Annotated in this window: 26 protein-coding genes; 19 read left to right on the top strand and 7 right to left on the bottom strand. The window is 73.5% G+C overall.

Going from position 1 to position 26,131, the window contains the following annotated elements; all coding sequences use genetic code 11:
• Window positions 1-136: 136 nt before the first annotated feature.
• The 8 genes from QP090_RS13645 (at window position 137) to QP090_RS13610 (ending at window position 7,227) form a co-directional block, all read left to right on the top strand.
• On the top strand, window positions 137-1,555 hold the full coding sequence (locus QP090_RS13645) for a carboxylate--amine ligase (RefSeq protein ID WP_285939167.1): 1,419 nt from the start codon (window positions 137-139) through the stop codon (window positions 1,553-1,555).
• Window positions 1,552-2,823, top strand: coding sequence for an NAD(P)-binding domain-containing protein (locus QP090_RS13640; protein ID WP_285939166.1), 1,272 nt, complete (start codon window positions 1,552-1,554; stop codon window positions 2,821-2,823). Before QP090_RS13645 ends, QP090_RS13640 begins: the two co-directional genes overlap by 4 nt.
• 280 nt (window positions 2,824-3,103) lie before the next feature.
• Window positions 3,104-4,057: a hypothetical protein gene (locus QP090_RS13635; RefSeq protein ID WP_285939165.1), complete on the top strand. Its 954-nt coding sequence runs from the start codon at window positions 3,104-3,106 to the stop codon at window positions 4,055-4,057.
• A gap of 230 nt (window positions 4,058-4,287) precedes the next feature.
• Complete coding sequence (locus QP090_RS13630; protein ID WP_285939163.1) at window positions 4,288-5,322, top strand: chaplin family protein; 1,035 nt, start codon at window positions 4,288-4,290, stop codon at window positions 5,320-5,322.
• A gap of 203 nt (window positions 5,323-5,525) precedes the next feature.
• Complete coding sequence (locus QP090_RS13625) at window positions 5,526-6,101, top strand: class E sortase (RefSeq protein ID WP_285939161.1); 576 nt, start codon at window positions 5,526-5,528, stop codon at window positions 6,099-6,101.
• 36 nt (window positions 6,102-6,137) lie between these two features.
• Window positions 6,138-6,335 carry a hypothetical protein gene (locus QP090_RS13620; RefSeq protein ID WP_285939160.1) on the top strand — a complete coding sequence of 66 codons (198 nt, stop codon included), beginning with the start codon at window positions 6,138-6,140 and terminating at the stop codon, window positions 6,333-6,335.
• Window positions 6,311-6,433: a hypothetical protein gene (locus QP090_RS13615; RefSeq protein ID WP_285939159.1), complete on the top strand. Its 123-nt coding sequence runs from the start codon at window positions 6,311-6,313 to the stop codon at window positions 6,431-6,433. The genes QP090_RS13620 and QP090_RS13615 overlap by 25 nt, the downstream gene beginning before the upstream one ends.
• A 395-nt stretch (window positions 6,434-6,828) precedes the next feature.
• On the top strand, window positions 6,829-7,227 hold the full coding sequence (locus QP090_RS13610) for an ATP-binding protein (RefSeq protein ID WP_285939158.1): 399 nt from the start codon (window positions 6,829-6,831) through the stop codon (window positions 7,225-7,227).
• 77 nt (window positions 7,228-7,304) lie between these two features.
• On the opposite strand, the gene QP090_RS13605 is transcribed toward QP090_RS13610, so the two are convergent.
• Window positions 7,305-8,015 carry a choice-of-anchor P family protein gene (locus QP090_RS13605; protein ID WP_285939156.1) on the bottom strand — a complete coding sequence of 237 codons (711 nt, stop codon included), beginning with the start codon at window positions 8,013-8,015 and terminating at the stop codon, window positions 7,305-7,307.
• 67 nt (window positions 8,016-8,082) lie between these two features.
• Entirely contained in the window at window positions 8,083-8,883 is an 801-nt protein-coding gene (locus QP090_RS13600) for a L,D-transpeptidase (RefSeq protein ID WP_285939155.1), read from the bottom strand.
• 309 nt (window positions 8,884-9,192) lie between these two features.
• Here QP090_RS13600 and QP090_RS13595 point away from each other — a divergent pair, with 309 nt between their 5' ends.
• The 3 genes from QP090_RS13595 to QP090_RS13585 all read left to right on the top strand — a co-directional run bounded on the left by QP090_RS13595 (window position 9,193) and on the right by QP090_RS13585 (window position 11,496).
• A complete protein-coding gene (locus QP090_RS13595; RefSeq protein WP_285939153.1) occupies window positions 9,193-9,612 on the top strand; it encodes an STAS domain-containing protein in 420 nt (139 codons plus the stop codon).
• 112 nt (window positions 9,613-9,724) lie between these two features.
• Window positions 9,725-10,309: an RNA polymerase sigma factor gene (locus QP090_RS13590; RefSeq protein ID WP_285939152.1), complete on the top strand. Its 585-nt coding sequence runs from the start codon at window positions 9,725-9,727 to the stop codon at window positions 10,307-10,309.
• Window positions 10,306-11,496: a CU044_5270 family protein gene (locus QP090_RS13585; RefSeq protein ID WP_285939151.1), complete on the top strand. Its 1,191-nt coding sequence runs from the start codon at window positions 10,306-10,308 to the stop codon at window positions 11,494-11,496. The genes QP090_RS13590 and QP090_RS13585 overlap by 4 nt, the downstream gene beginning before the upstream one ends.
• 97 nt (window positions 11,497-11,593) lie before the next feature.
• Here the strand turns inward: QP090_RS13585 and QP090_RS13580 are convergent, their stop codons facing one another.
• On the bottom strand, window positions 11,594-11,791 hold the full coding sequence (locus QP090_RS13580) for a hypothetical protein (protein WP_285939150.1): 198 nt from the start codon (window positions 11,789-11,791) through the stop codon (window positions 11,594-11,596).
• Between the two features lie 390 nt (window positions 11,792-12,181).
• Complete coding sequence (locus tag QP090_RS13575; RefSeq protein ID WP_285939149.1) at window positions 12,182-13,747, bottom strand: pentapeptide repeat-containing protein; 1,566 nt, start codon at window positions 13,745-13,747, stop codon at window positions 12,182-12,184.
• Between the two features lie 140 nt (window positions 13,748-13,887).
• Here QP090_RS13575 and QP090_RS13570 point away from each other — a divergent pair, with 140 nt between their 5' ends.
• The 5 genes from QP090_RS13570 (at window position 13,888) to QP090_RS13550 (ending at window position 19,353) form a co-directional block, all read left to right on the top strand.
• Window positions 13,888-14,442 (top strand): hypothetical protein, encoded by a 555-nt coding sequence (locus tag QP090_RS13570; protein WP_285939148.1) that lies wholly within the window; start codon window positions 13,888-13,890, stop codon window positions 14,440-14,442.
• A gap of 72 nt (window positions 14,443-14,514) precedes the next feature.
• The gene (locus QP090_RS13565) at window positions 14,515-15,681 is read left to right on the top strand and encodes an acyl-CoA dehydrogenase family protein (RefSeq protein WP_285939147.1); all 1,167 of its coding nucleotides are present in this window, start codon (window positions 14,515-14,517) and stop codon (window positions 15,679-15,681) included.
• The gene (locus QP090_RS13560) at window positions 15,681-16,229 is read left to right on the top strand and encodes a TetR/AcrR family transcriptional regulator (RefSeq protein WP_285939146.1); all 549 of its coding nucleotides are present in this window, start codon (window positions 15,681-15,683) and stop codon (window positions 16,227-16,229) included. The genes QP090_RS13565 and QP090_RS13560 overlap by 1 nt, the downstream gene beginning before the upstream one ends.
• 120 nt (window positions 16,230-16,349) lie before the next feature.
• On the top strand, window positions 16,350-18,437 hold the full coding sequence (locus QP090_RS13555; RefSeq protein WP_285939145.1) for an RNA degradosome polyphosphate kinase: 2,088 nt from the start codon (window positions 16,350-16,352) through the stop codon (window positions 18,435-18,437).
• A complete protein-coding gene (locus tag QP090_RS13550; RefSeq protein WP_285939144.1) occupies window positions 18,430-19,353 on the top strand; it encodes an NUDIX hydrolase in 924 nt (307 codons plus the stop codon). The genes QP090_RS13555 and QP090_RS13550 overlap by 8 nt, the downstream gene beginning before the upstream one ends.
• A gap of 11 nt (window positions 19,354-19,364) precedes the next feature.
• Here the strand turns inward: QP090_RS13550 and QP090_RS13545 are convergent, their stop codons facing one another.
• The 3 genes from QP090_RS13545 to QP090_RS13535 all read right to left on the bottom strand — a co-directional run bounded on the left by QP090_RS13545 (window position 19,365) and on the right by QP090_RS13535 (window position 23,519).
• Entirely contained in the window at window positions 19,365-20,999 is a 1,635-nt protein-coding gene (locus QP090_RS13545; RefSeq protein WP_285939143.1) for a CYTH and CHAD domain-containing protein, read from the bottom strand.
• Between the two features lie 132 nt (window positions 21,000-21,131).
• Window positions 21,132-21,992, bottom strand: a complete 861-nt coding sequence (locus QP090_RS13540; RefSeq protein ID WP_285939142.1) for an arylamine N-acetyltransferase family protein — start codon at window positions 21,990-21,992, stop codon at window positions 21,132-21,134.
• Between the two features lie 111 nt (window positions 21,993-22,103).
• A complete protein-coding gene (locus tag QP090_RS13535) occupies window positions 22,104-23,519 on the bottom strand; it encodes a sensor histidine kinase (RefSeq protein WP_285939141.1) in 1,416 nt (471 codons plus the stop codon).
• Between the two features lie 155 nt (window positions 23,520-23,674).
• Here QP090_RS13535 and QP090_RS13530 point away from each other — a divergent pair, with 155 nt between their 5' ends.
• The 3 genes from QP090_RS13530 to QP090_RS13520 all read left to right on the top strand — a co-directional run bounded on the left by QP090_RS13530 (window position 23,675) and on the right by QP090_RS13520 (window position 26,024).
• Window positions 23,675-24,559, top strand: a complete 885-nt coding sequence (locus tag QP090_RS13530; protein ID WP_285939139.1) for an SCO6745 family protein — start codon at window positions 23,675-23,677, stop codon at window positions 24,557-24,559.
• Window positions 24,560-24,619: 60 nt separating this feature from the next.
• Window positions 24,620-25,018 (top strand): hypothetical protein, encoded by a 399-nt coding sequence (locus tag QP090_RS13525; RefSeq protein WP_285939137.1) that lies wholly within the window; start codon window positions 24,620-24,622, stop codon window positions 25,016-25,018.
• Between the two features lie 160 nt (window positions 25,019-25,178).
• Window positions 25,179-26,024, top strand: coding sequence for an LLM class flavin-dependent oxidoreductase (locus QP090_RS13520; RefSeq protein ID WP_285939135.1), 846 nt, complete (start codon window positions 25,179-25,181; stop codon window positions 26,022-26,024).
• The last annotated feature ends 107 nt before the right edge of the window (window positions 26,025-26,131 follow it).

Genomic DNA, 26,131 nt, shown 5'->3' with positions numbered 1-26,131 from the left:
CGCCGGCTCTCATGCGTATCGTGTGCCCTCTGACGTGCGAGAACGAGATAATCGTACGCTCAGTGGACGCTTTCTTTGCCTTTTCTATAGGAGCCTCCCATGTCCGTGAGTCCGGCAATATCGGCGGTGGGTCGTCATGCCGCATGACACGCGCGACGAGCGCGCCGCACCCGGGACGCTGACGCCGGAGCTGGACCCGCACCTGCCCGTCCTGCTCCTGCGCACCGACCACAACCCGCTCCACCACGGGACGCTCGCGGCGATCAGGTCGCTCGGGCGGGCCGGCGTGCCCGTCCACGCGATGCTGGAGGGGCGCACCACTCCTGCCGCGTCCTCCCGGTACCTGCTGCACCGGCACCCGTGGGGCCCGCCGCCGCACGAGCGGGCCGAACTCCAGGAGCACCTGCGCGGCGTCGCCGCGCGGATCGGGCGCCCCGCGCTGCTCGTCCCGATGGACGACGCGGGCGCGATCTTCGTCGCCGAGAGCGCCGACACGCTGGCCGACTGGTTCGTCTTCCCGTGGCAGGAGCCCGCGCTGCCCCGGCGGGCCGCCGACAAGTCGATGCTGCTCGCCGAGTGCCGCCGCCAGGGCATCGCCTGCCCCGAGAGCCGCATCCCCGGCTCGGCGGCCGAGGTCGACGCGGCGGTGTCCGGGCTCGGGCTGCCGCTGATCGCCAAGTGGGCCCGGCCCTGGCGGCTGCCGCCCGGCCGGCGCAGCACCATGGTGATCGGCGACGCGGCGGAGGTCCACCGCCTCTTCGCCGAGTCCGGCGGCGCGGCCGGGCCGCTGATCCTCCAGCGCCGGATCGAGTCCGAGCGCTGCGACTGGTTCTTCCAGGGCTACTTCGACCAGGAGCTGACCTGCCTGTACGGCGGGACGGGCCGCAAGTACCTGTCCTATCCGGCGCAGGCCGGGCACACCGTCCTCGGCGAGTGGACGTTCACCCCGGAGCTGGAGCAGCTCGCCCGCAAGGTCGTGCGGATGCTGGGCGTCCGGGGCGTGGTCGACCTCGACTTCGGGTTCGACGCCGACACCGGGACCTTCCACCTTCTCGACTTCAACCCGCGGCTCGGCGCGCAGTTCCGGCTGTTCACCGACGGGCAGGGCCTCGACCTCGTCCGCGTGGCGCACCTGGAGCAGAGCGGCCGTCCGGTGCCGCCGATCCAGCCCGGATACGGGCGCTCGCTCCTGGTCGAGAACCACTACGTCCAGCGCGCCCTGCGCCGCCCGGCCCTTCGCAGGGCCCCCCGTCCGACCACCCGCCCGGAGCCGCGCCCGGCGGGCGGGCCGGCCGGCCCGCCGCCCGACGGCCCGGCCCAGCGTGCCGGACGGCGGCGCCGATGGTCTCCCAGGGCGGCGGAGCTCACCTGGTACGCCGCGGACGATCTCGCGCCGTGCCTGGCGATCGGCCGGCAACTCCTCCTGCGGGTGGCCGGGACACTCCGGCGCGGGCCGATGCGGCCACACCGGGACGCACCACATCGGGACACACCACATCGGGACGCGCGACTCGCGACCGGGCGACGCTTTCGGAGACAGGCGAGGGGATCATGACTGACTCGATGATCGACGTGCTCATCGTCGGCGCGGGGCCGTACGGGCTGTCCGTGGCGGCCCACCTGCGGGAACTGGACGTCCCGACCCGTGTCATCGGCACGCCGATGCGGTTCTGGGACGCCAACATGCCCGCCGGGATGTTCCTGAAGTCCGAGCCGTTCGCCTCGAACGTCGGCTCCCCGGCGCCCGGCGCGGCGTTCACCGACTACGCCCCCGGCTGGCGCTCCGGGCGGCCGATCCCGAACGGGATGTTCGTCGCGTACGGCCGCTGGTTCGCCGAACGGCGCGTCCCGCACACCGAGGCGGCCGAGGTGGTCGACGTCGAGCACGCGGGCGGGGCCGGGTACACCGTCACCCTGTCCACCGGCGAGACCGTCGCCGCGCGCGCCGTCGTGATCGCCGTCGGCGTGGGCGGGTTCGCGCACGTCCCGGACGAGCTGGCCGGGCTGCCCGCCGAGCTGGCCAGCCACAGCGTCGCGCACCGGGACCTCGACCGGTTCGCCGGCCAGACCGTCGCCGTCGTCGGCGCGGGCCAGTCGGCGCTGGAGACCGCGGTGCTGCTGGCCGACGCGGGCGCCCGCCCCCACCTGCTCGCCCGGACCGGCGAGCTGGCCTGGAACGCGGTGCCCCAGCCCGACCTGTCCCGCACCGGTCTGCTCATGCGCGGCCCCCGGTCCGGCCTCGGCCGCGGCTGGCGCACCTGGGTCTGGGCCGAACGGCCCTGGGCGGCGCGGCTCCTGCCGGACGGCGCGCGGCAGCGCGTCGTCGCCGGCACGCTCCCGCCCGCGGGCTCCTGGTGGCTCCGGGACCGGCTGGACGACCGCGTCGGCCTCACCCTCGGCCGCCGCCTCGCCGCCGCGTCCGCGCAGGACGGCCGGGCCGTGGTCAGCACGCTCGACCAGGTGGGCAGCACGCACCGGTTCGAGGCCGACCATGTCATCGCGGCCACCGGCTTCGTCTGCGACCTGGACCGGATCGCCATCCTGTCGCCGGAGATCCGCCACGGCCTGCGCCGCCGGCACGCCTCGCCCGCGCTCGACACCGCCTTCCAGAGCTCGCTGCCCGGCCTGTACTTCGCCGGGTTCACCGCGGCGGCGACGTTCGGCCCGGTCATGCGGTTCGTGCACGGCTCGGGCTTCGCGGGCCGCCGCGTCGCCCGGCACATCGCGCGGCACATCGCGCGGAACCGGAGGTCGGGCCCGCCGCCGCTCCCGGCCGCCGTGGAGCGGTCCGGCCAGGAGAGGTCCGGCGCCGCGTCGAGGTGAGGTCCGGCGCCGCGTCGAGGCGAGCGCCGGGGGCGAATGCACTGTCCCCGGACAATGCCCGGAACCGGACCATTCTTTTGAATACAGCACCAATAGGGAGTGTCGAACCAGCGGCGTCGGCCCAGCTTTTTCGGTGACACGCCGGAGGGTGAATGATGGACCCGCAAATTGGCGCGGCCGATGCTAATGTCCCTGCAAGCGGGTGGTCCGGCGGTCCACCGGCGGGCGAATCCGATCTTCCGATGTTCCGATCTTCCGAATCGTCAGGGAGTTCCCACCCATGCGGGCCAAGCCGATCCAGCGGGGGACGACATGTCGTCCACGGGATCGCTTCTGCCCTGAACTCGCCGCCGCGCTGCTGCGCGTCGCCGCCGTCGCCGGCCTGGCGCTGGCCGGGTGGCTGATCACCACGGCCCTGACCCAGTCCGCGTCCACCGCGTCCGCGTCCGCGCCGTCCCCGGAGGCACCGGGGGCGGGTAGCAAGGGCTCGGGCGCCGGCGGCTCGGCCGGGGGCCTTCTCTCGCACGTGGGCGTGGTTCCCGACGGCGTCGCCCGTCCGGCGAAGGCCGCCTCGGCCGGACTCGGCCGGGTGCCCGAGGGCGTGGGGGCCGAGGCTGCCCGCCGCTCCGGCGACGCCGACCGCCTGACCAGGTCCGTCACGCGCGGGCTCACCGGCGACCGGGTCCGCCTGCCGCGGCTCGGCGAGACCGTTCCCGCCGTGGCGCGGACGGCGCGTCCGGCGGTCGAACTGCTCGGCGGCCTTCCCGAGCGCACCGCGGACACGGTCTCCCCGCTCGTCCCGCATTCCCCGCACTTGCTGCCCGCGCCGGACGCCGGCGCCGCCTCCACCGCCGTCCCGGACGGCGGGGATCTCTCCGCCACCGTCCAGGCGGACGGGCCCACCGTGCCGTCCGCCCAGGCGGGTTCCGCGCGGCGGGCCGCCGGGCCGGTCGCCGGGCCCTCACACGGGAAGGGCTCGCACGCCGCGGTCCGTCCCCCGTCCAAGACCAAGGCCGAGCGGCTGCCCGCCGGGCCGCGCGAACCGCGCCTGCCCGACGGGCCTGCGAACTCCGACCCGGCCTTCCTGTCGGGCGCCCACTGCGGCGGCTGCGCTGTCGGAGTGATCTCCGGCGAAGAGGACCGCGCCGCTCCCGCCTCGGACGTGCGGGCCTTCTACCGGACGGCGCTGCGCGACAGGTCCACGGCCGCGTCGCCGGTCATCGTCCCCGACTAGCACCCTCAGCCGGGCCTGCGCCGCTCCGTCGGCCCGCCCCGGCGTCCGAGCCGTCCAGGCCGCCCGGCTTCAGCCGCGCCTTCCGGCTCCTCCGGATCTCTCCGGACCCCAATGACCTTTCTCGCAGCAATGGCATCCACGCCATTGCGGGCCGCACGCACGGGCGAACCGCCGGGCGGCCTTCGATCATCCAAGTCACACCGAATTCCGAGAAAACAGGAGAAATACAGATGCGTACCTGGGCAAAGAACACGGGCCGTGCCGCGCTGCTGGCGGCGGGCTTTGTCGCGATCGGCGCCGGCTTCGGCTCCGGCATCGCCACCGCCGACACCACCAACGGCGACGGCTCCATCCTCGGCGGCAACCAGATCGAGGCCCCGATCTCCGTGCCGGTCAACGCCACCGGCAACGGCGTCGGGGTACTCGGCGCGGGCGAGGGGAAGGGCAAGGGATCGGCGACCGTCACCAACATCAAGAAGGGCGGCGGCAAGAAGAAGACGTCCGGCCGGGGCTCCATCCTCGGCGGCAACCAGATCGAGGCCCCGATCTCCGTGCCGGTCAACGCCTGCGGGAACGGCGTCGCCGTCGCCGGAACCGCCAAGGGCAAGTGCAAGGGGTCGGCGACCGTCACCAACATCAAGAAGGGCGGCGGGCACCACTCCGGCGGGCACAAGGGCGGGCACAAGCCCGGCGCCCACAAGCCGCGCGGGCACCACTCCGGCGGCAGGCAGTCCGGCGGCTGGGAGACGTCCGGTGACGGCAGCATCCTGGGCGGCAACCAGATCTACCTGCCGATCAGCGTGCCGATCAACCTGTGCGGCAACGGCGTCGCGGTGCTCGGCGCCGCGAAGGGCGAGTGCGAGGGCAACGCGACCGTCAAGAACGTGACCGGCGAGAAGGGCAAGCCCCGTCACCGCCACCACCACCTGCCGTCCACCCTGCGGAAGTCCACCGCCGGCGCGCCCGCCAAGAGCCGTGACCTTCCCGCGTCCGACAGCTCGAAGGCGGTGGCGGACCTGCTCCGTTCGCTGGGCGTCGAACTGCCGGAGACCCAGAACGCCCCGGCGAAGCAGAGCGCCCCGGCGGGCCAGAACGCTCCGGCTGACAAGGGCCAGGCGACGAACCCGACCAGGACGATGACGGACCTGGTCAAGTCCGCCGGGCTGCCGGGCGCCGACGGCCAGAAGTCGGCCGGCCCGCGCGCGCAGGCGCCGCTGATCAAGGGCGTGCCGGTGAACGTGCCGGGGACCCCGAACAACCGCTGAACGGGCGCGGCACCGGCCCGAGATGACCGTTCCCGATCCACCCTGCCGTCCTGCACGCGACCGGTCGGCGGCAGGGGGAGATGAGCGGCCGGGCCGGGCCGCAGGGGCCGACTTCCGGCCGGCCCCACGTCCCAGCACGTGACCCAGGGGGCGGCGCACCGCCTTGGTGCGCCGCCCCCCGTTTCGTTCACCGAGAGGAACCGATGAAGCCGATCTCGTTGTCTTCGACCGCGCTGCGCGCGATGGCGGCCGGTGTCGCCGCCACGACGGCCTGGTCGCTGGCCGTGCCCGGCGGGGCGGACGCCGTCCCCGCCAGGGCCGAGACCGCCGCCGTGGCGCCCGGTGCCGGGCTCGGCCGGCTGACCATCGCCAGGATGGGCTTGACGTCGACTGTCCGGGAGGGCGTGGCGGCACGCGTGCTCACCCGCGGCGTCGGCCACTACCCGGGAACGGCACTGCCGGGACGGACGGGCAACGCGGTGTTCCTCGGGCACCGCACCTCCGCCCCCGCGCCCTTCGACGCCATCGACCGGCTCCGGAAGGGGGACCGGGTGGTCTTCCGGTCCGGATCGCGGTCCTACGTCTATCGGGTGTACGCCTCGCGGATCATCGCGCCGGGGGACTTCAGCGTCCTCGCCCCGGTGCCCTTCGAGCGCGGCGTCCGCCCGAAACGGGCCGTGGCCACGCTGATCAGCTGCTACCCGAAGGGGTCGAGCGCGCACCGCATCGCGGTCTTCGCGACCTTGAAGCCGCCCGCGGGCCGCGGCTCCGGGCGCTGACCGCACATCCGGCATCGCATCCGCTCCGAAGGCGTCATGACCTACGACCTGCCGACCCAAGCCGCGGCGCCGTCCGGTGTGCAGCACGTCTGGATGGCGAAGCGGCTGGCGGAGCTGGACCTGATCGAACTCGCGTCCCTGCGCTGCGCTCTCATGGCCGGGACCTGCCCGGACTACGCGCTGCTGCGCGCCGTGGACGACCAGCTGGAATGCCGCGCCGAGGAGTCCCGCTGAGCGCGGACCGCGGCGCCCCGGCGAGCGCCGGCCATCACGCCGCCGCCCTCGCCGCCCTCGCCGCTCTCGCCGTCCGCGCCGCCAAGATCTACCGCTGACCCGCCTCGCCGCCCGGACCGCGTCAGTCCGCCGCGCGGCGGGTACAACCGTGAGGGGACCGGTCATAGCGGTCACCCTGCTCGGCGCGCCGCCGCGCGAGCGGGACGCGACCCGGGGCACCGCCCATCCAGCTCCCGGAACTGCCGAAGAATCACGGACCGTCACCGGGGAATCGCATTCCATTCGCTCCCCGCGGGCGTTCTCCGGGGAAGCCGTCCCGCACATCGGCACCATCGTGAAATGGCCCGCACGCTGCCGGTTTCGTCCGCGTTCCCGGGCACACGGGTATGGGGACTTCGTCACATTGCCGGCCTGAAGTGTTTCCGCCGCGCGGCGCCGGGAAGTCTGCCCGTAACGAGGGAACGGGGGCGGTCACATGGAGGTCGTCATAGAAATGACGTTGCCCAGGAACGCCGAGAGCGCGCCGCTGGTGCGGCACACGCTCGACGCGTCCCTCCGTGGTCTCGGTGTGACCTCCGAGATCCGCGCCGATATCGCTCTCGCGCTGGGCGAGGCGTGCGCGAACGTCATCCAGCACGCGGTCGCCAGCCGGCAGTACGAGGTGCGGGCGCGCATGGACGGCGTGCGCTGTGTCGTGGAGGTCATCGACGGCGGCCAGGGCGGCCGGGTCGACGGCGATCCGGGCGGCTGGCTCGGCGCCGAGGCGCTGCTGAGCGACGAGAACGGCAGGGGCCTGCGGCTGATCCGCGAGTACACCGAGGGCCTGCACATCAGCGACCGCGCGCACGAGGACGGCGCGGTCGTGCATTTCGAGAAGTCGCTGGCCGGATAGCCGGCGGGAGGACGGAACGGCCCGGCCCCGGGGAGAGAAGGTCTCCCCGGGGCCGGGCCGTCGTCGTGGTGCCCGGCTCAGCCGGTGACCGGCAGGTCGTTGCGCACCGGGGTCGGCGCGGGCGCCTCGCCGGCGGGCTTCGGCGCGGACGGCCCGGCCGGCTTGTTCGGCTTCTCCGCGTGGCGGGCGGCCTGACCGCAGGTGGCGGAGGAGACCCGGACGGTCGAGCCCTTGGCGACCGGCAGCTTGAGCTCCATGCCCGTGACGGCGAGCTTGCCGTTGGCCAGCCGCTCCTGCTTGTTGAGGGTCAGCGAGGTACGGCCGACGCCGTCGATGTCGACCGGGATGGTGGTGTTGGGCGGCGGGGCGGCCTGAAGGGTCCGGCCGCCGAGGACGGCGCGCGCCAGGCGGGTCGAGCCCTTGCCGTTCTCGCACTTGGCGTCGACGGCGTCGGCGGTCAGCTTGGCCGGCGCGACGCCGAGCCCGGCGACGGTCGACCGAGCGTTGGTCGGGGCCGCCTTGACGTCGACCGCGTCGGCCTTGACCAGCTTGGCGTCGCCGAGGTGCAGCAGGTTCTTGCTGGTCTCCTTGTCGGCGGACGAGACGACCGGCATCGGCGCCAGGTCGAGCAGCCCGCTGGCGGCCAGCCCCCACGCAGATCCCTGCGGGCGCGGCGCGGCGCCCGCGGCGGTCGGTACGGCGGCGGCCAGGCCGGTGGCGATCAGGCCGGCGGCGGTGGCGATGAGACCCGCCTTGACCGCGCGCCTGGAGACATTCGTCGAGCGCATGCGTTTACTCCATTGGTGAAATCGGTGTACCCGATGAGAATGGGGGATTCGAGCGGCGTGGTGCCGCTCAGCCCTTGATGTATACGAGGCTTCCGAGTGGCACCCGGGACAATTCCCGCAGCGCCTCCGGGGGCACCCGCACGCAGCCGTGCGTGACGGCCCTTCCGAAGACCGACGAGTCGGGCCAGCCGTGCAGGGCCACGGTGCCGGGCCCCCCGCCGAACGAGTCGAGGGTCGCTGAATGGGTGCCGAGCGGGAGGACCAGCGGACTGGGAGTCCGCTTCTCCGGTGCCAGGTTGGCCAGCAGGAACGTCCGTCCGGCCGGGGTCGGGGTGCGTCCGCCGCCGACCGCGACGGACCAGCGGCCCACCTGGTGCCCGGACTTGAGCAGGGTCAGCCGGCGCCGGCCCACCTCGACCTTGACCACGTAGGGCGAGTGCGCGGTGCGCAGCCCCGCGCTCTTGCCGGAGATCCAGCCGCTGGCCTGGTTGGGCTTGCTGGGCAGCAGGACGCGCAGCCAGTCGCCGGAGCGGTCGACGACCGGGACCCAGGTCGGGCCGCGCAGCTGCTGGACGGGGAGCGTGGCGACGGCGCGGCCGTCGGGCCGGTCGAGCACCGGCTCGGCCTTGGCCGGGTGCACGACCAGGCCGTCGGTGCCGGCGGTCGGAGCGTCGTCCCTGGGCACCCCGGTGATGTTGGCGAACGTGGTGGCCTCGGGCGCCCGGGACGTGCCGGACGTCGGGCTCGGGCCCGCGCCGCCGGACTCGGCCCCCTTGGCGGCGGCCTGGTCGGGGGACGAGGAACCGCATCCGCCGAGCAGCAGCACGGCGGCCACCGGAAGCAGCGCGCCGGCGGTGCGGATGCGCACCGGGTGAATCATGAATGCCTCCAAGAGGCGTCATGTCATCCCGATAGGGACATCGGGTGAGGACATTTGAGGTCTCCAACTCGCGGGATATTAGCGGGATCGGAGTCGGCCATGTGGCGAAAGCAGGGAAAGGCGAAGCCTGGTCCCGGGCGATGGGGAGTTATTTGTCATTGACCCGAGAAAATGGCTATCACTGGGGAAGTGTGGTGAATTAGTCGGGTATTGGATGGAGGTGGACGCCGGTCCGACGATGGTTACGCAGAGTGATCGAGGGAAGGGGTGGGGGCGACGCGGGGGGAGTGTCTCTGAATGCTGCGGGAAGCCTTGTACCCGAAGATCGATTCCGTCCACGACGGCTCCGCCGCCCCGGAGCCGTGGCGGATCCTGTACCTGAACGGCGAGCTCGACTGCGCCCAGGCCGAGACGGTCCGCGCCATGGTCGACGAGACGCTGGGACGGCCCCGGCCGGACGGTCCCGGACGCCCGCGGATCGCCCTCGATCTCAGCGGCGTGTCGTTCTGCGACTCGTACGGGCTGTCCGTCCTGGTCTACGCGGCGAAGCGGGTCCGGAGCCGCGGCGGCGTGCTGCTGCTGGCCGGCGCGTCCAGCCAGGTCCGCGCGCTCATCGAGCGCTGCGGGCTGCAACGCCTGCTGACGCTGGCCCCGGATCCCGGCGACGGGTCCGCCGCCGGTCCCGGCCCCGATCCGGGCGCCGTTCCCGGTAGCTGATCGCCCCCGGCCGCCGGCCGGCCGTCCGGTACGTGAGATCCGTCGGTAACGATGGGGCTGTTCGTGCCACTTCCTGGTGATGGATGGACCGGGACGGACGGAGGAGCAGCCGGTGGCAGATCAAGCCCCCGATGAGAAGCGCTTCACCGCGATCTACGACGACTGTCGGCAGCGCGTGTGGGCGTATGCCGTCAGCCGCGCCGGACGGCAGGTCGCGGACGAGGTGGTGAGCGAGACCTTCGCGGTCGCGTGGCGGAGGCGGCGCGATGTGCCGGACCCGGCGCTGCCGTGGCTGCTCGGCGTGGCCCGCAATGTGCTGCGCGACGACCACAAGGCCGAGACGAGACGGGCGGCCTTCACGGCGGAGCTGGCCCGCTGGGCGCCGCCGCCCCCGGGCGACGTCGCCGAAGAGGTGGCCGAGCGGCTCGCGGTGCTGCGCGCCATGGCGGCGCTGCCTGAGGGCGACAGGGAGATCCTGATCCTCGTCGCCTGGCAGGGGCTGACGCCGCGCCAGGCCGCCCGCGTCGTCGGATGCTCGCCCGCCGCGCTGCGGGTGCGGCTGCACCGGGCGCGGCGCCGGCTCGTGCGGGCCGCGGAGGGGGACCCGACGAACGCGGTCGGCCCCGTGGCGGTCGGTGCGGTGGCGCCGCCTCCCGTCCGCCCCCAGGTGGGGATCACGAGTAAGGAGATGTCATGAGTGGTGACGTGCTGCGCATCCTGGCGGAGGCTCGTCCGGCGGAACTGCACCCCGACGCGCAGGTGGACGGGGCGATCCGTGAGGCCGAACTGGCGCGGGCGATGGCCGCCGGCTCCGGTCCGGAGCGGGAGCGTGGCCGGGGCGCCGTGCAAGAGCGGCGGCGGTTCCGGCCCGTATGGGGGCTGAGCTTGGCGGGCGCGGCGACCGCGGCTGCGGTGGCGGCGGCGGTCGTCGTCGCGCCGGGCGGCGGGTCGGAAGGCGCGCACCCCGGCTCCGGGACGGCGGCGGGCGGCGACCAGGCCGGCGTGACGCTGAACGCGAACACCGTGCTGCTCGCAGCCGCGGACAAGGCGGAAGGGCAGCCGGAACAGGCCCGCGCCTTCTGGCACCACAAGACCGTCATCCGCCAATCGTTCCTGGTGGACGCACCCTCCGGCCCGTACACGGTCATCGCGTTGAGCAGCGAGGAGGAATGGGTGCCGGGCAAGCCCGGGGGGAAGCAGCGGGTCAGGCAGCAGGACCTCGGCGCGAAGCCGGCCCGCCCCGCTGACGTGGCCGCGTGGAAGCGCGCCGGATCACCCGGCACCTTCAAAGTGCGCGTCCCCGTTTCTCCCAAGCTGAAGGCGGTGAAAACGGCGGAGTTCAAGGTCGCGCAGGGATCGCCGTCGCTCAGAAATGCGACGGTGCCCGCCGACGGCAAGCTGTACTGGCTCGGACGCAACGTCAGCATGAAGCAGTTGCGCGCGCTTCCCACCGATCCGGCGCGGCTCAAGGCCGAGCTGCTGCGCTGGTACAGCGGGCACGACACCGAGTCGTCGAGCGTGCCGATGAAGTCCGACGCCTGGCTGGTCGTGGTCGCGGGGAGCCTGGTCAACGGATCCCTGCCGGTCACGCCTGGGGTGCGGGCAGGGGCCTTCAGGATGCTGGCCGGGCTCGGCTCGGTGCGGGCGATCGGCAAGGTGCGCGACGCGCAGGGCCGGTCCGGGACGGCCATCGCCACCACCGAGCGCACGCCCAACGGGGTGCTGGAGCAGCGACTGATCATCGATCCGGCGACCGGGAACGCGCTGGCCCACGAGACGATCGTGGTCAAGCCGGCCGGGGTCTACGCGCACCTGCCCGCGGGGGCGCTGTTGGGTTCGGCGGCGACCATCGCCAACGACTGGACCGACTCGATGCCCGGATGAGCGGCCGGCGGCCGGAATAGGGGCCGCGGAGGGAAAGGGACGGTCCCCGCGCATGATCGGGGACCGTCCCGCCTTTGTGCGGGCCGGATGGATGGAGTCAGGCGCTCCGCTGGGTGGAGCGCTTGGCGGCGTTTTGTGCCGTACGTCGTTGGTTCGCGGCAAGGCGGGCACGGTCGAGGCTGTCGCGGACGCGCGCGGCGCCGCGCATGGCGGTCGCGGTGTCCTTGGAACGGCCCGCGTAAACGGCGAGCACTTCGGCGACGGGGGGAGGAGTCCATTCCTCGCGGAGGATCATGGTCGGTGCGGGAGTGGCGACGGGGTTCGCGGCGCGGCCCGTGGCGGGAGCCGGAGTCGGGGCAGGGCCGGGGGATTGGGCGGGGGCCGGAGTAGGGGTCGCCTTTGCGGGGGGCATCGGGTCTGTTCCGGGGATTGGGCGGGGGGCCGTGGTGGGGGCTTCGGGTGGGTTTGTGGCGGCGGCGTTATTGGCAGCGGCGGAGGGGAGGGGGACGAGCGCGAGATGGGTGCGGCAGTGTGGGCACTGCAACCCTCGATGGATGTCTCTGCTCATAACAAGGATCATTACCCGCGGGTCTGACAAAATGACCCTCGCCTTTTCGCCGGCCGGTTCGGGGGCGTCCTAAGGCGTGGCGCCGGAGCGGCTCTAAGGCGTGGCGCCGGAGCGGCTCTAAGGCGTGGTGCCGTCCTGTGCGGGTGCGTGGGCCCGGACATGGCCGCGGACATGTGCGCGGACGAGATCATGGGTGTGCATATGAGTCCCGGGGTGGGCGGCGACCGGATTCCGCCCGCTCCGCGCGATGGTGACCGTGCCGCAGACGAGGACCGCGACGACCGCGAGCCAGACGAACAGCCGTCCCGTCCGGAGCCCGTACCCGCAGGTGATCCAGAGCAGGTGCAGGCCCCAGCGGCGCCACTGGACGGGCTCCGCGCGCCGGTGCATCTCCAGGGCGCAGTAGCGGAAGTCGCGTGCCAGTCCGCCGTCGGAATCGGCGGTCGCCTGGGCGAGCTGCCGGTAGAGGGTCTCCAGTCGCGCGGCGCCCACGGGGTCTTCCAGAGGGCCGTGCAGCGGGACGCGGGTGCCGGGGTCCTCCGCCAGTACGGCGCGGCTCTTAGGGGCCCGCCACGGGAGCCACCGGCGCGTGCGCGGGGTGGTGGCGAACGAGCAGCCCTCGACGATGCGGAGATGGTCGGGGCGCTGCAACCCGATGAATTGGCATCGGCTCAGGTCGACGTCTGCGAGGTCGAGTCGTTCCGCCGTCACCCCGCGCAGGGAGTTGACCCGTACGGTGTCGTCGCCGTCCCAGGATGCCGGTTCGGGGAGCCCCTGGAAGGGGTGCGTGTGCGGACGGACTCGTACGGCGCCCTTGAACGACGAGTTCTCCAGGTCGAGTTCGGTGTGGCGCAACTTGAACTCCGCAGCGGCCCGTACCGTCATGGCCTGCGCGGTGACCTCCAGTGCGGCGGCGTCGACGCGGAGGCCGCCGTGCGCGTGGACGTGCGCCAGGTCGATGCGCCGGGCGACGAGCGGGCCGAGCCACAGGTCGTGGCGGAACCGGGTGCGTTCGAACCGCAGGTGCCTGGTGACCTGGACCCGGCGGAACGACACCGCTCCGCCGAAGCAGACGGCCTGCATCCCCGCGTCCCGTCCGAACCGGGCCCTGTCGAAGCAGGCCGCGCCCATGAAGACCGCGTGCGCGAACGAGGCGTCGGCGTGCCAGGCGGCCTCGCCGAACAGCGCGTCCCCCGCGAAGACGGTCTCCTCGAACGAGGCGTGCTGGTGGAAGCGGGCGCCGTGGAACGTCGCGTTGCCCGCGAACCGCGCGCCCCGGAAGGACACGTTGCCGAAGAAGCGCACGTCGAAGAACGAGGCGCCGCCGATGAAGCACGCCCCGTCGAACGAGCTGTCGCCCTCGAAGCACGCGGCGCGCAGCGGGGCGTCGGCGTGCACGACGGCGCCGTCGAAGCGGGCGCGTCCCAGATGGGGGCGCTTGTCAGGGCCGGTGACCGCGTCCAGTAGCGCCGCCAGCAGCCCGGGGGGCACGGTGGCGCCGCGCAGGTCCAGCTCGGCCCCCGGCCGCAGCCCGCCGAGGAACCGTTCGAGCTCCTCGGGCCGCAGATGGGCCGGGCAGGCGTCGTACGGCCCGGCGGTCCGGCCCGTGCAGCCGTACACGACGGAGCAGCGCGGCCAGAGCACCGCGGGCGAGGAGGACGGGGCACGCTCGTGTGGGGTCACGGTCTCGTTGTACCCACCGCTCGTACCGGCGTGAATCCCCCATAGAGGTCAGTTCGTTACTCCCTGCGGCCATTCCAGGGAGTTTCGGGCCGTATATGGCCGTTCCCGGCCTTTCCCTGGCGTTCGCCTAGGGTGTGCGCATGGTGGACGGCAGCCGGTGGCTCGCGGACGTCGACGCGCATCCGGGGGAGGCCCGGGGCCTCGCCCGGCGGGTCCTCGGCCGGCTCACCGCCGCGGGGATCGTGATGGGAGATCCGACCGAGTGCGTCCTCGGCGACGTGTCCGGCGGGTACGCGCCCGGCCCGGCCCACCTGTCGGTCGTCTGCGGCGGCCCCGGCGGATTCCCGGACGTCTGGCCGAACGGGCTGGAGATCGACGTCGGCCGCACCGCGTTCTACGGGCCGATCGGCGAGGGCGACCGGGTGGCCTGCCCCCACTGTGCCGCCTGGCTGCCGTTCGAGGCGGTGGCGCCGGTGGTCGGCGACTGGGCGGACGAGGGCGGCCCGGGGGCGCTGGCGTGCGCCCGCTGCGCGCGGCGGGCGGGGTTCAACGAGTGGCGCTGGCCGGTGCCGTGTGCGTTCGCCGAGCTGGGCCTGCGGTTCTGGAACTGGCCGCCGCTGTCGGAGGCGTTCGTGCGGGATCTGGCCGGCTGCCTCGGGCACCGGCTGGTCGCGGGCCGGTCCGGCTCCCTCTAGCCTCCCCCTCCGAACCCTTCCCGCCGTGGACCCCTGGGCACGGACCATACCTAGGGGTATTGTCTCCGTACCATGGAGTATGGAGAGGCCCTGCTGGGCCGCGCCCGGGACCTCGCGCCGGTGCTCGCCGACCGCGCCAGGAACGCCGAGGACGCCCGCCGCCTGCCGGACGAGACCGTCGCCGACCTGGCCGGGGCCGGGCTGCTCGACGTCCTGGTGCCGCGTTCCCTGGGCGGTGCCGGGCTCGGCCTGGACGCCCTCGTCGGCGCCTGCCGGGAGATCGGCCGGGGCTGCACCTCCACCGGCTGGGTCACGGCCGTCTACGCGCTGCACAACTGGATGCTCGCGCTGTTCCCCGAGCAGGCGCGCCGCGAGGTGTTCGCGGACCGTCCCTACACGTTCGCGCCGTGCACGCTCGCGCCCACCGGCACCGCCGAGCCGGTGGACGGCGGCCACCGGGTTACCGGCCGCTGGTCCTGGGGCAGCGGCGCCCCGCACGCCGAGTGGGTCATGGTCGACGCCATCGTCGCGGCGGGCGAGACCGTCGAGCCGCGGATCTTCCTGATCCCGCGCGAGGACGTCACGGTGCACGACGTCTGGCACACCAGCGGGATGCGCGGCACCGGCAGTAACGACCTGGAGGTGACCAACCGCTTCGTCCCCGCGCACCGGTCCGTCCCGCTGCGCGACTTCGTCAAGGGGACGACCCCTGGGGCGGACGACCACGCCGAGCCGGCGGCGCGCTGGCCGATGGTGCCCGTCCTGGTCCTGGCCGGTGCGGCACCCGTGCTGGGGGCGGCCGAAGGGACGCTCGCCCGGTTTCGCGACCGCCTACAGGAGCGCGTCATCGCCTATACGGGAGCGCGGCAGCGTGACCTGATGAGCGGCCAGATGCGCCTGGCCAAGAGCACCGCCGACCTGGCCGCCGCGCGCCTGCTGCTGGACGACGCCGTCGCCCGACTGGACGGAACGTACGCGTCGGGCGGCCGGTTCGGGCTTCCCGACCGCGCGTGGGTGCGGCTCACCGGGGGGCACGTCGTCGGCACCGCCCGGACGGCCGTCAACGAGCTGTGCGCGGCGGGCGGGGCGAGCATCCAGTTCCTGGACTCGCCGCTCCAGCGGGCCCAGCGCGACATCAACACCATCTCGGGCCACGTCGTGTTCGATCTGGACGCCACCTACGGGCTGTTCGGGAAGGTCGACCTCGGTGTGGACCCGGATCCGACAACATTGGTCTGATGAGCACGAAGCGGACCACCCGCCGCGACTGGGTCGAGGCGGCCTACGACGAGCTGGTGCGGAGCGGCGAGCGCGGTATCGCGATCAACGGGCTGGCCGCCCGGCTCGGCGTGACCAAGGGCAGCTTCTACTGGCATTTCGACGATCGGGCCGACCTCGTCCAGGCGATCCTCGACCGCTGGGGGAACGAGCGGACCGACGAGATGCTGGGGCTGCGGCTCGGTAGCACCGCCGACCCGCGCGAACGGCTCCGCCGCATCCAGGCGCTCGCGCGCGAGGTCGCGCCGATCGACCGGGCCATGCGGCTGTGGGCCCAGCACGACGAGCAGGTGGCGGACGCGGTGCGGCGGGCCGACCGGAGCCTGCTGCGGCACGTCGGGGAGTGCCTGGGCGGCCTCGGGTTCGGCCCCGCCGACGCGGTGCTGCGCGGGCACCTCATGCTCCGCGTCTGGGTGGGCGGCTACCTGGTGGACGCGCAGGACGGCGCCGCCGACGACGACCACGAGGCCGTGCTGAGCCTGCTCCTCCAGCCGACCCGGCCGGTCTGACCGGACGACCCGGCCCGCGTGTGATCAACAGGAACCCCGGGCATGATCGGACGTATCTGACTCTTGGGTAGAACACGCCCGTTGGTCGTCCGTTCATCTCGGTCGGGGAATATCGCGACTATGACCGTCAATCCGGGACATATCCCTCGCAATGCGGAGGCACTGCCCGACGACCGGTTCCTGGACCGGGAGGAGAGCTGGCTCCGGTTCAACCAGCGCGTCCTGGAGCTCGCCGAGGATCCCGGCCTGCCGCTGCTGGAGCGGGTCCGGTTCCTGTCGATCTTCGCGAGCAACCTCGACGAGTTCTTCATGGTGCGCGTCGCCGGCCTCGCCCGCCGGATGGCGACCGGCCTGGCCGTCCAGTCCGCCAGCGGGCGGCAGCCCCGCGAGGTGCTGGAGCGCACCGCCGAGGTCGCGCACGAGCTGATGCAGGGGCACGCCGCCTGCTTCCGCGGCGACGTCCTGCCCGCCCTCGCCGAGGAGGGCATCGGCATCCTGCGCTGGGACGACCTCGCCGAGACCGAGCAGGAGCGGCTGCGCCGGCTGTTCCGCGACCGGATCTACCCGGTGCTGACCCCGCTGGTGGTCGACTCCGCGCATCCCTTCCCCTACATCTCCGGGCTGTCGCTCAACCTCGCGGTGATCGTCCGCGATCCGGAGACCGAGGCGACGATGTTCGCCCGGGTCAAGGTGCCGCCGCTGCTGCCCCGCTTCATCGAGGCCTCCTCCGACCGGTTCACCCCGCTGGAGGACGTGATCGCGGCGCACCTCGGCCAGCTCTTCGTCGGGATGGAGGTGGTCGAGCACCACGCGTTCCGGGTCACCCGCAACCAGGACCTGGAGATCGACGACGACATCAGCGAGGGCCTGCTCCAGGCGCTCGAACGCGAGCTGCTGCGCCGCCGGTTCGGCCCGGTAGTCCGGTTGGAGGTCGAGGACTCCATCTCCCCGGGCGTCCTGGAGCTGCTCACCACCGAGCTCGCCATCGACGGACGGCAGATCTACCGGGTGGTCGGACCGCTCGACCTGGCCGGGCTGACCGCCATCGCCGACCTGGACCGCCCGGAGCTGAAGTACCCCCCTTTCGTCCCGTCCAAGGAGTCGATCCCGGCGGATGCGAGCATCTTCGCGGCGATCCGTGAGCGCGACGTGCTCGTCCACCACCCCTACGACTCCTTCACCACCACCGTGCAGCGGCTGGTCGAGGACGCCGCCGCCGACCCGCGGGTGCTGGCGATCAAGCAGACGCTCTACCGCACCAGCGGCGACTCGCCGATCGTCGACGCGCTGATCGACGCCGCCGAGGCCGGCAAGCAGGTCGTGGTGGTGGTCGAGCTCAAGGCCCGGTTCGACGAGCGCGCCAACATCGCGTGGGCGCGCAAGCTGGAGCACGCCGGCTGCCACGTCGTGTACGGGTTCGTGGGGCTCAAGACGCACTGCAAGCTCGCCATGGTCGTCCGGCAGGACGCCGACGGCGTGCTGCGCCGCTACTGCCACATCGGCACCGGCAACTACCACCCCAAGACGGCCCGGCAGTACGAGGACTTCGGCCTGCTCACCGCCGACACCCAGGTCGGCGAGGACGTCAGCGCCCTGTTCAACCACCTGACCGGCTACTCCCGGCAGAACTCCTACCAGCGGCTGCTGGTGGCGCCCAACAGCCTGCGCTCCGGCCTGGTGCAGCGGATCGAGCGCGAGATCGACGGCCGCCGCGCGGGCCGTCCGGCCCGGATCCGGGTGAAGTGCAACTCGCTGGTCGACGAGGTCGTCGTCGACGCGCTCTACCGCGCGTCGCGCGCGGGCGTGCCGGTGGACGTGTGGGTCCGCGGGATCTGCGCGCTGCGGCCGGGCGTCCCGGGCCTGTCGGAGACGATTCGGGTGCGCAGCGTCCTCGGCCGCTTCCTGGAGCACTCCCGGGTGTTCACGTTCGAGAACGGCGGCGATCCCGAGGTGTGGCTCGGCAGCGCCGACCTGATGCACCGCAACCTGGACCGCCGGGTGGAGGCCCTGGTCACCGTGACCGACCGGGCGCAGCGCGCCGACCTGATCGACCTGATCGACCTGGCCATGGACGAGGGCACCCAGGCGTGGTGCCTGGCCGCCGACGGAGCCTGGACGCGCCGTCCCCGGGCGGGCGGTGACGGGGCGGCGCGCGACATCCAGAGCCACCTGGTGAAGACGCGGCGCTGGCGGACCGTCGATGGCTGACCCGCCGCCGCCGCGCGCCCCGGACACGATCGTCCGGGCGGCGGGCGCGGTGCTGTGGCGGGACGGCGCCAGGGGGCCCGAGGTCGCGCTCGTCCACCGTCCCAGGTACGACGACTGGTCCTTCCCCAAGGGCAAGCTCGTGCAGGACGAGCACGTCGTGCTGGCCGCGGTGCGCGAGGTGGAGGAGGAGACCGGGGTGCCGACCCGGCTCGGCCGCCGCCTGCCCACCAGCACCTATCCGAAGGACGACCGGCTCAAGCGGGTCGACTACTGGTCGGCGCGCGGCGCCGTCACCGCAGGGCCCGCGTTCACGCCGAACAGCGAGGTGGACGAGCTCGCCTGGCTCCCCGTCCCGGACGCCGCCGGACGGCTCACCTACCCGCACGACGCCGGCCTGCTGCGCGCGTTCGCCGCGGGCCCGCTCCGCACCCGCCCGCTGGTGATCGTCCGGCATGGCTCGGCGGGCGAGAAGGCCTGGTGGGGGGACGCCGACGAGCTCCGCCCGCTCGACGAGCGGGGCCGCACCGAGGCGTCCGGGCTGGCCGCGGTGCTCGCCGCGTTCGGCCCGGCGCGGGTGATCAGCTCGGCGACCGTGCGCTGCCTCGGCACCGTCCTGCCGTACGCGCGGCTGATCCGCGCCGGCGTCGTCGCCGACCGCGCGTTCACCATCGGCGAGACCGCCCCGGACCGCGCCCGCGCGCGGCTGCTCGACCTGGTCGCGGACGGCGCCCCGGCGCTCGTCTGCACCCACGGTGAGATCGTCGCCGAGCTCGTCACCGCGCTGTGCGGCCAGTCGGGCGAGGAGGTCCCCGAGGACCCGGGTCTGCGCAAGGGCGAGTTCTGGGTCGCGCACCTGGCGTTCGAGGACGGCAGGGTCGCCGCCCTCGAACGCCACGCGCCGCCTGCCGCCCTCTGAGACCGGCGGCTCTAGAAGGACGGGGCGGAGACCTGTGCCCAGGTGCTCGCCAAGCGGTCGCGCGCGGATTCGGCTTCGCCGTGCTCCAGCCCGTACAGGACACCGAGGGTGAACGCCTCGGCGGCCCCGCGGGCTCGGCCGACCGAGGCGCTGAGCCGTTCCATCGCGATGACACCGTCCTGGTAGCCGCCGAGTACTTCCTGAATCCGCTTGGCGTTCTTGACCGTTTCCTCCGCGGGCTTGCCCAGGACGGGGGCCGCCAGTTCCGCCGCGTAGCGGGCGCGCTTGGCCGCCTTGCGGGTTTCGTGCCGTGCCGTAGCGGCGTCCTCTGCGTCCTCGATGGTCGAGTACGCCTTCTCCAGCCGCGTCCACGACCGGGTGACCAGTCCTGGCAGCTCCTTGGCGGCGGTGCGGCCGGACCGTTTTGTGAGCGGCGGGTCGGTGACGAGCGATTCCACGGCGTCCAGCAGGGCGAAGTAGCGCGGTTCCTTCAGCGCGGAGTTCAGGCGGCGATACGCGCTCCGCTCTTGGCGGGCGATGTCCTCCATCCAGGCGAGGGGGGCCGCCGCACCGGCCCCGCCCGGTCCGTCGGGCTCGCCGGGGCCGTCCGGCCCGTCCGGCCCGTCCGGCCCGTCCGCTTTCCGGAGGGCTTCGAGGCGCCGGGTGAACCGCATCCGCAGCACCTCCAGGTCGCGGACCTCGCCGAGCACCCCGGCCAGCCACTTCAGCTCGGGCCGCAGCGGATCGGTGACGCCGCGGTCCAGGACGGGCCGGTAGGTCTGCAACGCGCTGCGGATGCGGCGGACCGCGACCCGCATCCGGTGCACCGCGTCGTCCTCGGCCAGCCGCGCCCCCGGATCGTGCTTCAGCACCGCCTCCACCTGCGCCGCCAGGTAGGCGTTCACCGCGTCGCCCGCGCTCGGCACGGCCTCCTGGACCCGGGCGCGGGCCACCGCGCGGGCCCGCGCCGCGGCGCTGGGCTCGATCGACCCGCCGAGCAGCCGGCCCAGCTTCGAGGACGATCCGGCGCGCCCGGCCCCGGCCTTGGCCAGCCGTTTGCCGGCCGCCTTCAGCAGCGCCGGGGGACCGGCGACCAGCTCGACCTCGATCTCACGCCACATCTCGGCGGGCGCCCGGGGAGGCGTGCCGAGGGGGTCGGCAGGCGGTGCCGGGCCCGGCTCGGGGCCCGGCCGGACGGTGCCGCGCAGGTCCCGGCCCGTGACCGTGTCGTCGGCGATCTCGGCGAGCGTCTCGCCCGCCTCGTCCAGCAGCCGGATCACCGTCCGCCCGGTCTCCAGTGTCGCCACCGGGGCCAGCGCCGCGCCGCGCGTGTAGGCGGCGACCACCGACGCGAGCTGGGACGGGACGATCCGCGCCCGGCCGAGCGGCGCCCGCAGCTCCTGCTTGCTGTCCGGGCCGACGGGCGTCTTCAGGTGCCATCCGGCGTCGGCGCCGCCGCGCCGGCGCCGCAGCGTGATGCCGTGCGCCGCCAGCCGGAGGTCCCCGGTGTCGAAATAGGTCGCGTGCAGACGGTGGGCCTCGGGGGCGGAGAGCGCGGCGACCCCGGAGAGACCGGACAGATCGGGCAGTTCGAAGTCGGCGGCGGCGTCGTACTTGCGCTCGATCTCCAGATGCTTCTCGGCCACGATCGGGCTCCTCAATCGTCGACGGCGCGGGAGCACACCCCTATGACCAGCATTCCACGCCGGGTTGAACGACGACAGGACCGATACCGAACGATGCCCCGCGCCCCTGGCGGACCCTCCGGCGGCGTGGGGTCAGCGGTCGTCGGACAGGTCGTCTGTGAGGCGGGCCGCGTCGGCGGGGGCCAGCGTGATGCCGAACGTCTCGTCCAATAGGGGCGGGACCTCGGCCGGCCCGACGACGCGCATATCGGACTTGCCGTTCGGGCGGGTGGTCGTCAGCGACGTCCCGTCGAGTTGGTAGTGCGCCTCGACCGTGAACCGCTGCGCGAACGGCCGCGTCGTGAACGGCGACCGCGGGTGCGTCGAGACGTAGTGGCTGAGCACTTCGAAGTCGAGCCGGTACACGGGGGCGAGCTGGAAGGTGTGCCGCTCCGTCCAGCCGTCAGGCCCGTGCTGGACGAGTGCCCATTCCTGGACGCCCGGCATCCCGCTCTTGGCGTCGGTGCGCTTCTCCAGACGGAAGCCCCATCCGTCCTGCACGACCTCGTTCCCGTCGGCGAACAGGATCGGCTCCAGCGGGCCGCGCCCGAACCCGACGTCGCAGATCCACTGGTCTCCGTCCGCCTCGACGAGCAGCAGTGCGTGCGTCGTGGGACGGAGCTTGTCGGAGCCCATCGTGACGCGTCCGACCAGTGCGGTGAACGCGAACCCGAGCCGTTCCAGGGCGGCGGCGAACAGCGCGGTCTGCTCGAAGCAGTAGCCGCCGCGGCGGTCCAGCACCAGCTTCCGTTGCAGGTTGTCGATCCCGAAGACGATGGGCCGGTCGAGCATGATTTCGAGATTCTCGAACGGGATCGATGTGACGTGTCCCCGTTGCACGGCGCGGAGTGTGCGGGCGGTGGGGGCGGGATCACCGGCGAAACCGATCCGCGTCAGGTAGGCGTCCAGGTTCAGTAGGTCTCCCTGCCAGCCGAGCGCGGGATCGTTCGCCATGCTTCCTCCAAGGGGGACCTCGTCCGTCACCAGGGATGACAACGCCCTCGCCCTGGTCATTCCCCAGTGGCGTCAGCAGAGCTCAGCTCGCGCCCGCGCGCGTACTCCGCCTCACCGGACGAGCGTGGCCCCCGGCGGCGCCAGCGGCAGGCGCAGCACGAACCGCGCGCCCACCGGGCTGTCGGCGATCCGCAGCGTCCCGCCGTAGATCTCCGCGATCTCCCGGGCGATCGGCAGGCCCAGCCCCGTCCCGGCCGGATCCCGGCGCCGCGACTCGGGCAGCCGCGCGAACCGCTCGAAGACCCGCTCCCGGGCCTCCTCCGGGACGCCCGCGCCGTCGTCGACGACCTCCAGGACCGCCTCGCCCTCCTCGACGCCGACCGCCACGCCGATGCCCGACTCGGCGTGGCGTTCGGCGTTCCCCAGCAGGTTGCCGAGCACCCGCGCCAGCCGGACGGGGTTGGCCTCGACGACCGCCCCCTCGCCCAGCCGCGGCGTGATCGGCACCGCGGCCGGCCGCCGGTCGATCTCGCGCCGGGCCAGCGCGGCCAGGTCGACCCGCTCCATCGGCGCCGGGGCCCGGGAGTCGAGCCGGGAGAGTTCGAGCAGGTCGGCCACGATGTCGTTCAGCCGCTCGGTGTCGCGCAGCGCCTCGCGGGTCATCGCGCGCCAGTCGTACCCCTCGGGCTCGTCGAGCGCGACCTCCAGGCGGGTGTGCAGCCCGGCGATCGGGTTGCGCAGGTCGTGCGAGGCGTCGGACACGAACCGGCGCTCCCGCCCCGTCGCCTCCTCCAGCCGCTCCAGCGTGTCGTTCACCGTCTCCGCCAGATGCTGGATCTCACCACCGGTGTCCGGCACCGGCACCCGGCGGCCGAGCCCGGCGGCGCTGATCCCGGCCATCTCCGCCCGGATCGCCTCCACCGGCGCGAGCGTCCGCCCGACCGTCCGCCACGTCCACCACCCGATCAGCCCCAGCAGCAACGCGAGGATCAGCAGCGCCCACAGCGTCACCGGCCATGTGCCCGCCAGCGTCGGCAGCGGCTCCGCCGCGTACAGCATCACCTGAGGGCCGTACGGTGAATCCGGCATCCGCAGGCCGAACACCCACGCACAGCCGTCCAGGAACGCGGGGCACGTCTTCCGGTCGATGAGAAGCTGGTTCCGGTTGAGGGACGGCGCCGCCAGCGCCGGCAGCCCCTGCGCGTCGGCACTGGCGGCCAGCACCGTCTGGTCGTTCCGGACGATCTGGACCAGGTTCGCCTCGTCCTCCCTCGGGACGATCGGGACCGTCGCGTCCGTCCGCGCGATGTCGTAGCCGATCCGCTCGACGGTCTTCTCCACCCGGTCCGCGACCACGTTCTCCGCCGCGTCCTGCGCCAGCATCCCCGCCAACGCCAGGCACACGTCCAGGATCAGCGCCGACACCACCACGGTCACCACGGTCGCCCGGCCGCGGATCGAGTAGAGCAGCCTCGACCGCCAGTGCCGGAACCACCGCCCCGCCCTGCCCGCCCTCGTGGTCGCCACAGTCCCGTCCGTCACGATCGGTGATCTCTCGAACCCCCAGCGTAGACGCTCGGCGGTCGGCGCCCCGCGCACGCGGCCCGCCGGACCGCGATCCCTTCTCGTGTCGGCGTAATGTCCAAGTCTGTGACTCCGCCGGAACGACGAACGGAATGGACATGACCGAGGACCCCGGCCTGGCCCGGCAGATGTGGCACCAGCTCGAACCGATCAACGCGCTGTTCTGGTATTCGAAGGAGATGTTCGACGAGGCCGGGGCGCTCGGATATGCCCCGGACGACCGCTGGTCGAGCTATTTCGCCTGGCGGGCGGCGCCGCTCGGCCCGGTGGGCGCGACGCAGGTCGCCTCCGCCTTCCACAGCTTCAGCCCCCGGACGGTCGCCGCGCACTTCCCCGCCGCCTGGGCGGTGGCCTCGCCGGAACGCGTCCTGGAGGCCAGGACCCGGATCGTCGACCGGATGTACCGCGCCCTCCTCGGCGAGGACGGGCTCGCCGACCCGGGGCTCGCCGAGGCCGCGGACCTCCTCCGCGCGGCGGTCGACGCCGCCGACTTCGCCGGTCGCCCGTTGGCCGCGGCCAACGCGGGCCTGCCCTGGCCGGACGAGCCGCACCTGGTCCTGTGGCAGGCCAGCACGATCCTGCGCGAGCACCGCGGCGACGGCCACATCGCCGCCCTGCTCACCGCCGGCCTCGATCCGGTCGAGTCGCTGGTGTCGTTCGCGGCGGCCGGGGCCGCACCGGTCGAGACGTTCGCCAGCCGGGGCTGGACCGACGAGGAGTGGAACGCCGGCCGCGACCGCCTCGTCGCCCGCGGCCTGCTCGCCGCCGACGGGACCGTGACCGAGGGCGGGCGCGAGCTGCGCGACTCGATCGAGCGGATCACCGACGACCTCGCCTACTCGCCGTGGCGCGCGCTCGGCGCCGGGAAGGCCGCCCGCCTGTCGGAGCTCACGATGCCGCTGCTGGTGGCCGTCCTGAAGACGGGCCTGTTGCCGGGCAGCAACACCCTCGGCATCGGGAAGATCCAGGCGCCGCCGCGCTGACGACCCGCCGGTCCGTCAGGATGTCTTGACGTCAGGCTCCCTTGACGGGATGCTGGCGCCATGACTCCTGACGAGCTGGAACGACGATTCACCCTGCTGACCGCCGCCGCCCGCTACGACACGCTGCGCCTGCGCGACGCGCTCGCGTCCGCGGACGGCGGTGACGAGTCGGAGCCCGATGCCGGGCTGACCCGGAACGAGGCCCTGGAACTGCTCGGCCTGGGCGAGGTGATCGCCCGCAAGGCCGGCTACGGCCGCCAGCTCACCGTGCGGTCGGCCCGCAGGGCCGGGGCCTCGTGGTCGGAGATCGGCGCGGCCCTCGGCACCAGCAAGCAGGCCGCCTGGGAGACCCACAACCGCTGGATCGACGGCCAGGGCGAGCAGCGTCCGGGCCACTGGGGCCTGGACGAGAAGGAACTCAAGGCCGCCCGCAGGCTCGCCGGTGAAAAGGGCAAATAGCCTCGTCTCCGAGTTGTCGGGACGAACACTGTTCGTTACGCTGGGACCACTCTGAACCGGTGCTCCCCAGAAGTACGCCGCAGAACGGGAGCCCCCACCCGCACGGGTGATGGAGCGGGCGGCACGTCCTTACACGCCGCTGCCCTTTTCGGAGGCACCCATGAACATCGGTCTCGGCCTGCCCGTCACCGACCCCGACACCCTGCTCGACTGGGCCCGCCGCGCCGACGCCGGCCCGTTCAGCACCCTCGGCCTGCTCGACCGGCTCGTCTACGGCAACCCCGAACCGCTCGTCGCGCTCGCCGCCATCGCCGGAGCCACCACCCGGATCCGGATCCAGACCGAGGTGCTCCTCGCCCCGCTGCGCACGACCGCCCTGCTCGCCAAGCAGGTCGCCACCCTCGACCGGCTCTCCGGCGGGCGCCTGGTCCTCGGGCTCGGCGTCGGCGGACGGGCGGACGACCACGCCGCGGCCGGCACCGATCTCCGCACCCGGGGACGCTACCTGGACGCGCAGATGCCCGTCCTGCGCCGCGTCTGGGCGGGCGAGCCGTTCAGCGAGGAGGCCGGGCCCATCGGTCCCGCTCCGGCCCGTCCCGGCGGCCCCGAGATCCTCTTCGGCGCTTTCCAGCCCGCCGCGCTCGAGCGCGTGGCCCGCTGGGGCGACGGCTTCCTGTGCGCGGCCCCGCCGAGCTGGGCGGGCGGCCTGATCGACCACGTCCACCGCACCTGGAAGGACCACGGCCGCACCGGCGCCCCCCGCATCGTCGCCCAGGTCAACGCGGCCCTCGGCCCGCAGCACGTCATCGACGAGGCCCGCACCGCGATGGCCGCGTACTACGGCTTCACCGACCAGGCCCGGCACATGGTCGCCGGGATGCTCACCACCCCCGCCCAGATCCGCGACGCCATCGCCCGGTTCGAGGACATGGGCTCTGACGAGGTCGTCCTCTACTGCCACGGCAACGACCCCGACCAGATCACCCGCTTCGCCGAAGCCCTCTAGCAAGGCGTGACGGCCATCGCGTGATCACCGGTGTTCGTGAGAACAGCAGAGGATCGCGCGGTGGCCGCGCGCACCGCCGGACGGGCTTCGTCGAACGCGGTCACCCC

Source organism: Actinomadura xylanilytica (assembly GCF_030283145.1).
GTDB lineage: Bacteria > Actinomycetota > Actinomycetes > Streptosporangiales > Streptosporangiaceae > Spirillospora > Spirillospora xylanilytica.
The sequence above is the reverse complement of the archived record's forward strand: the minus strand, read 5'-3'. Positions and strand labels throughout refer to the sequence as shown.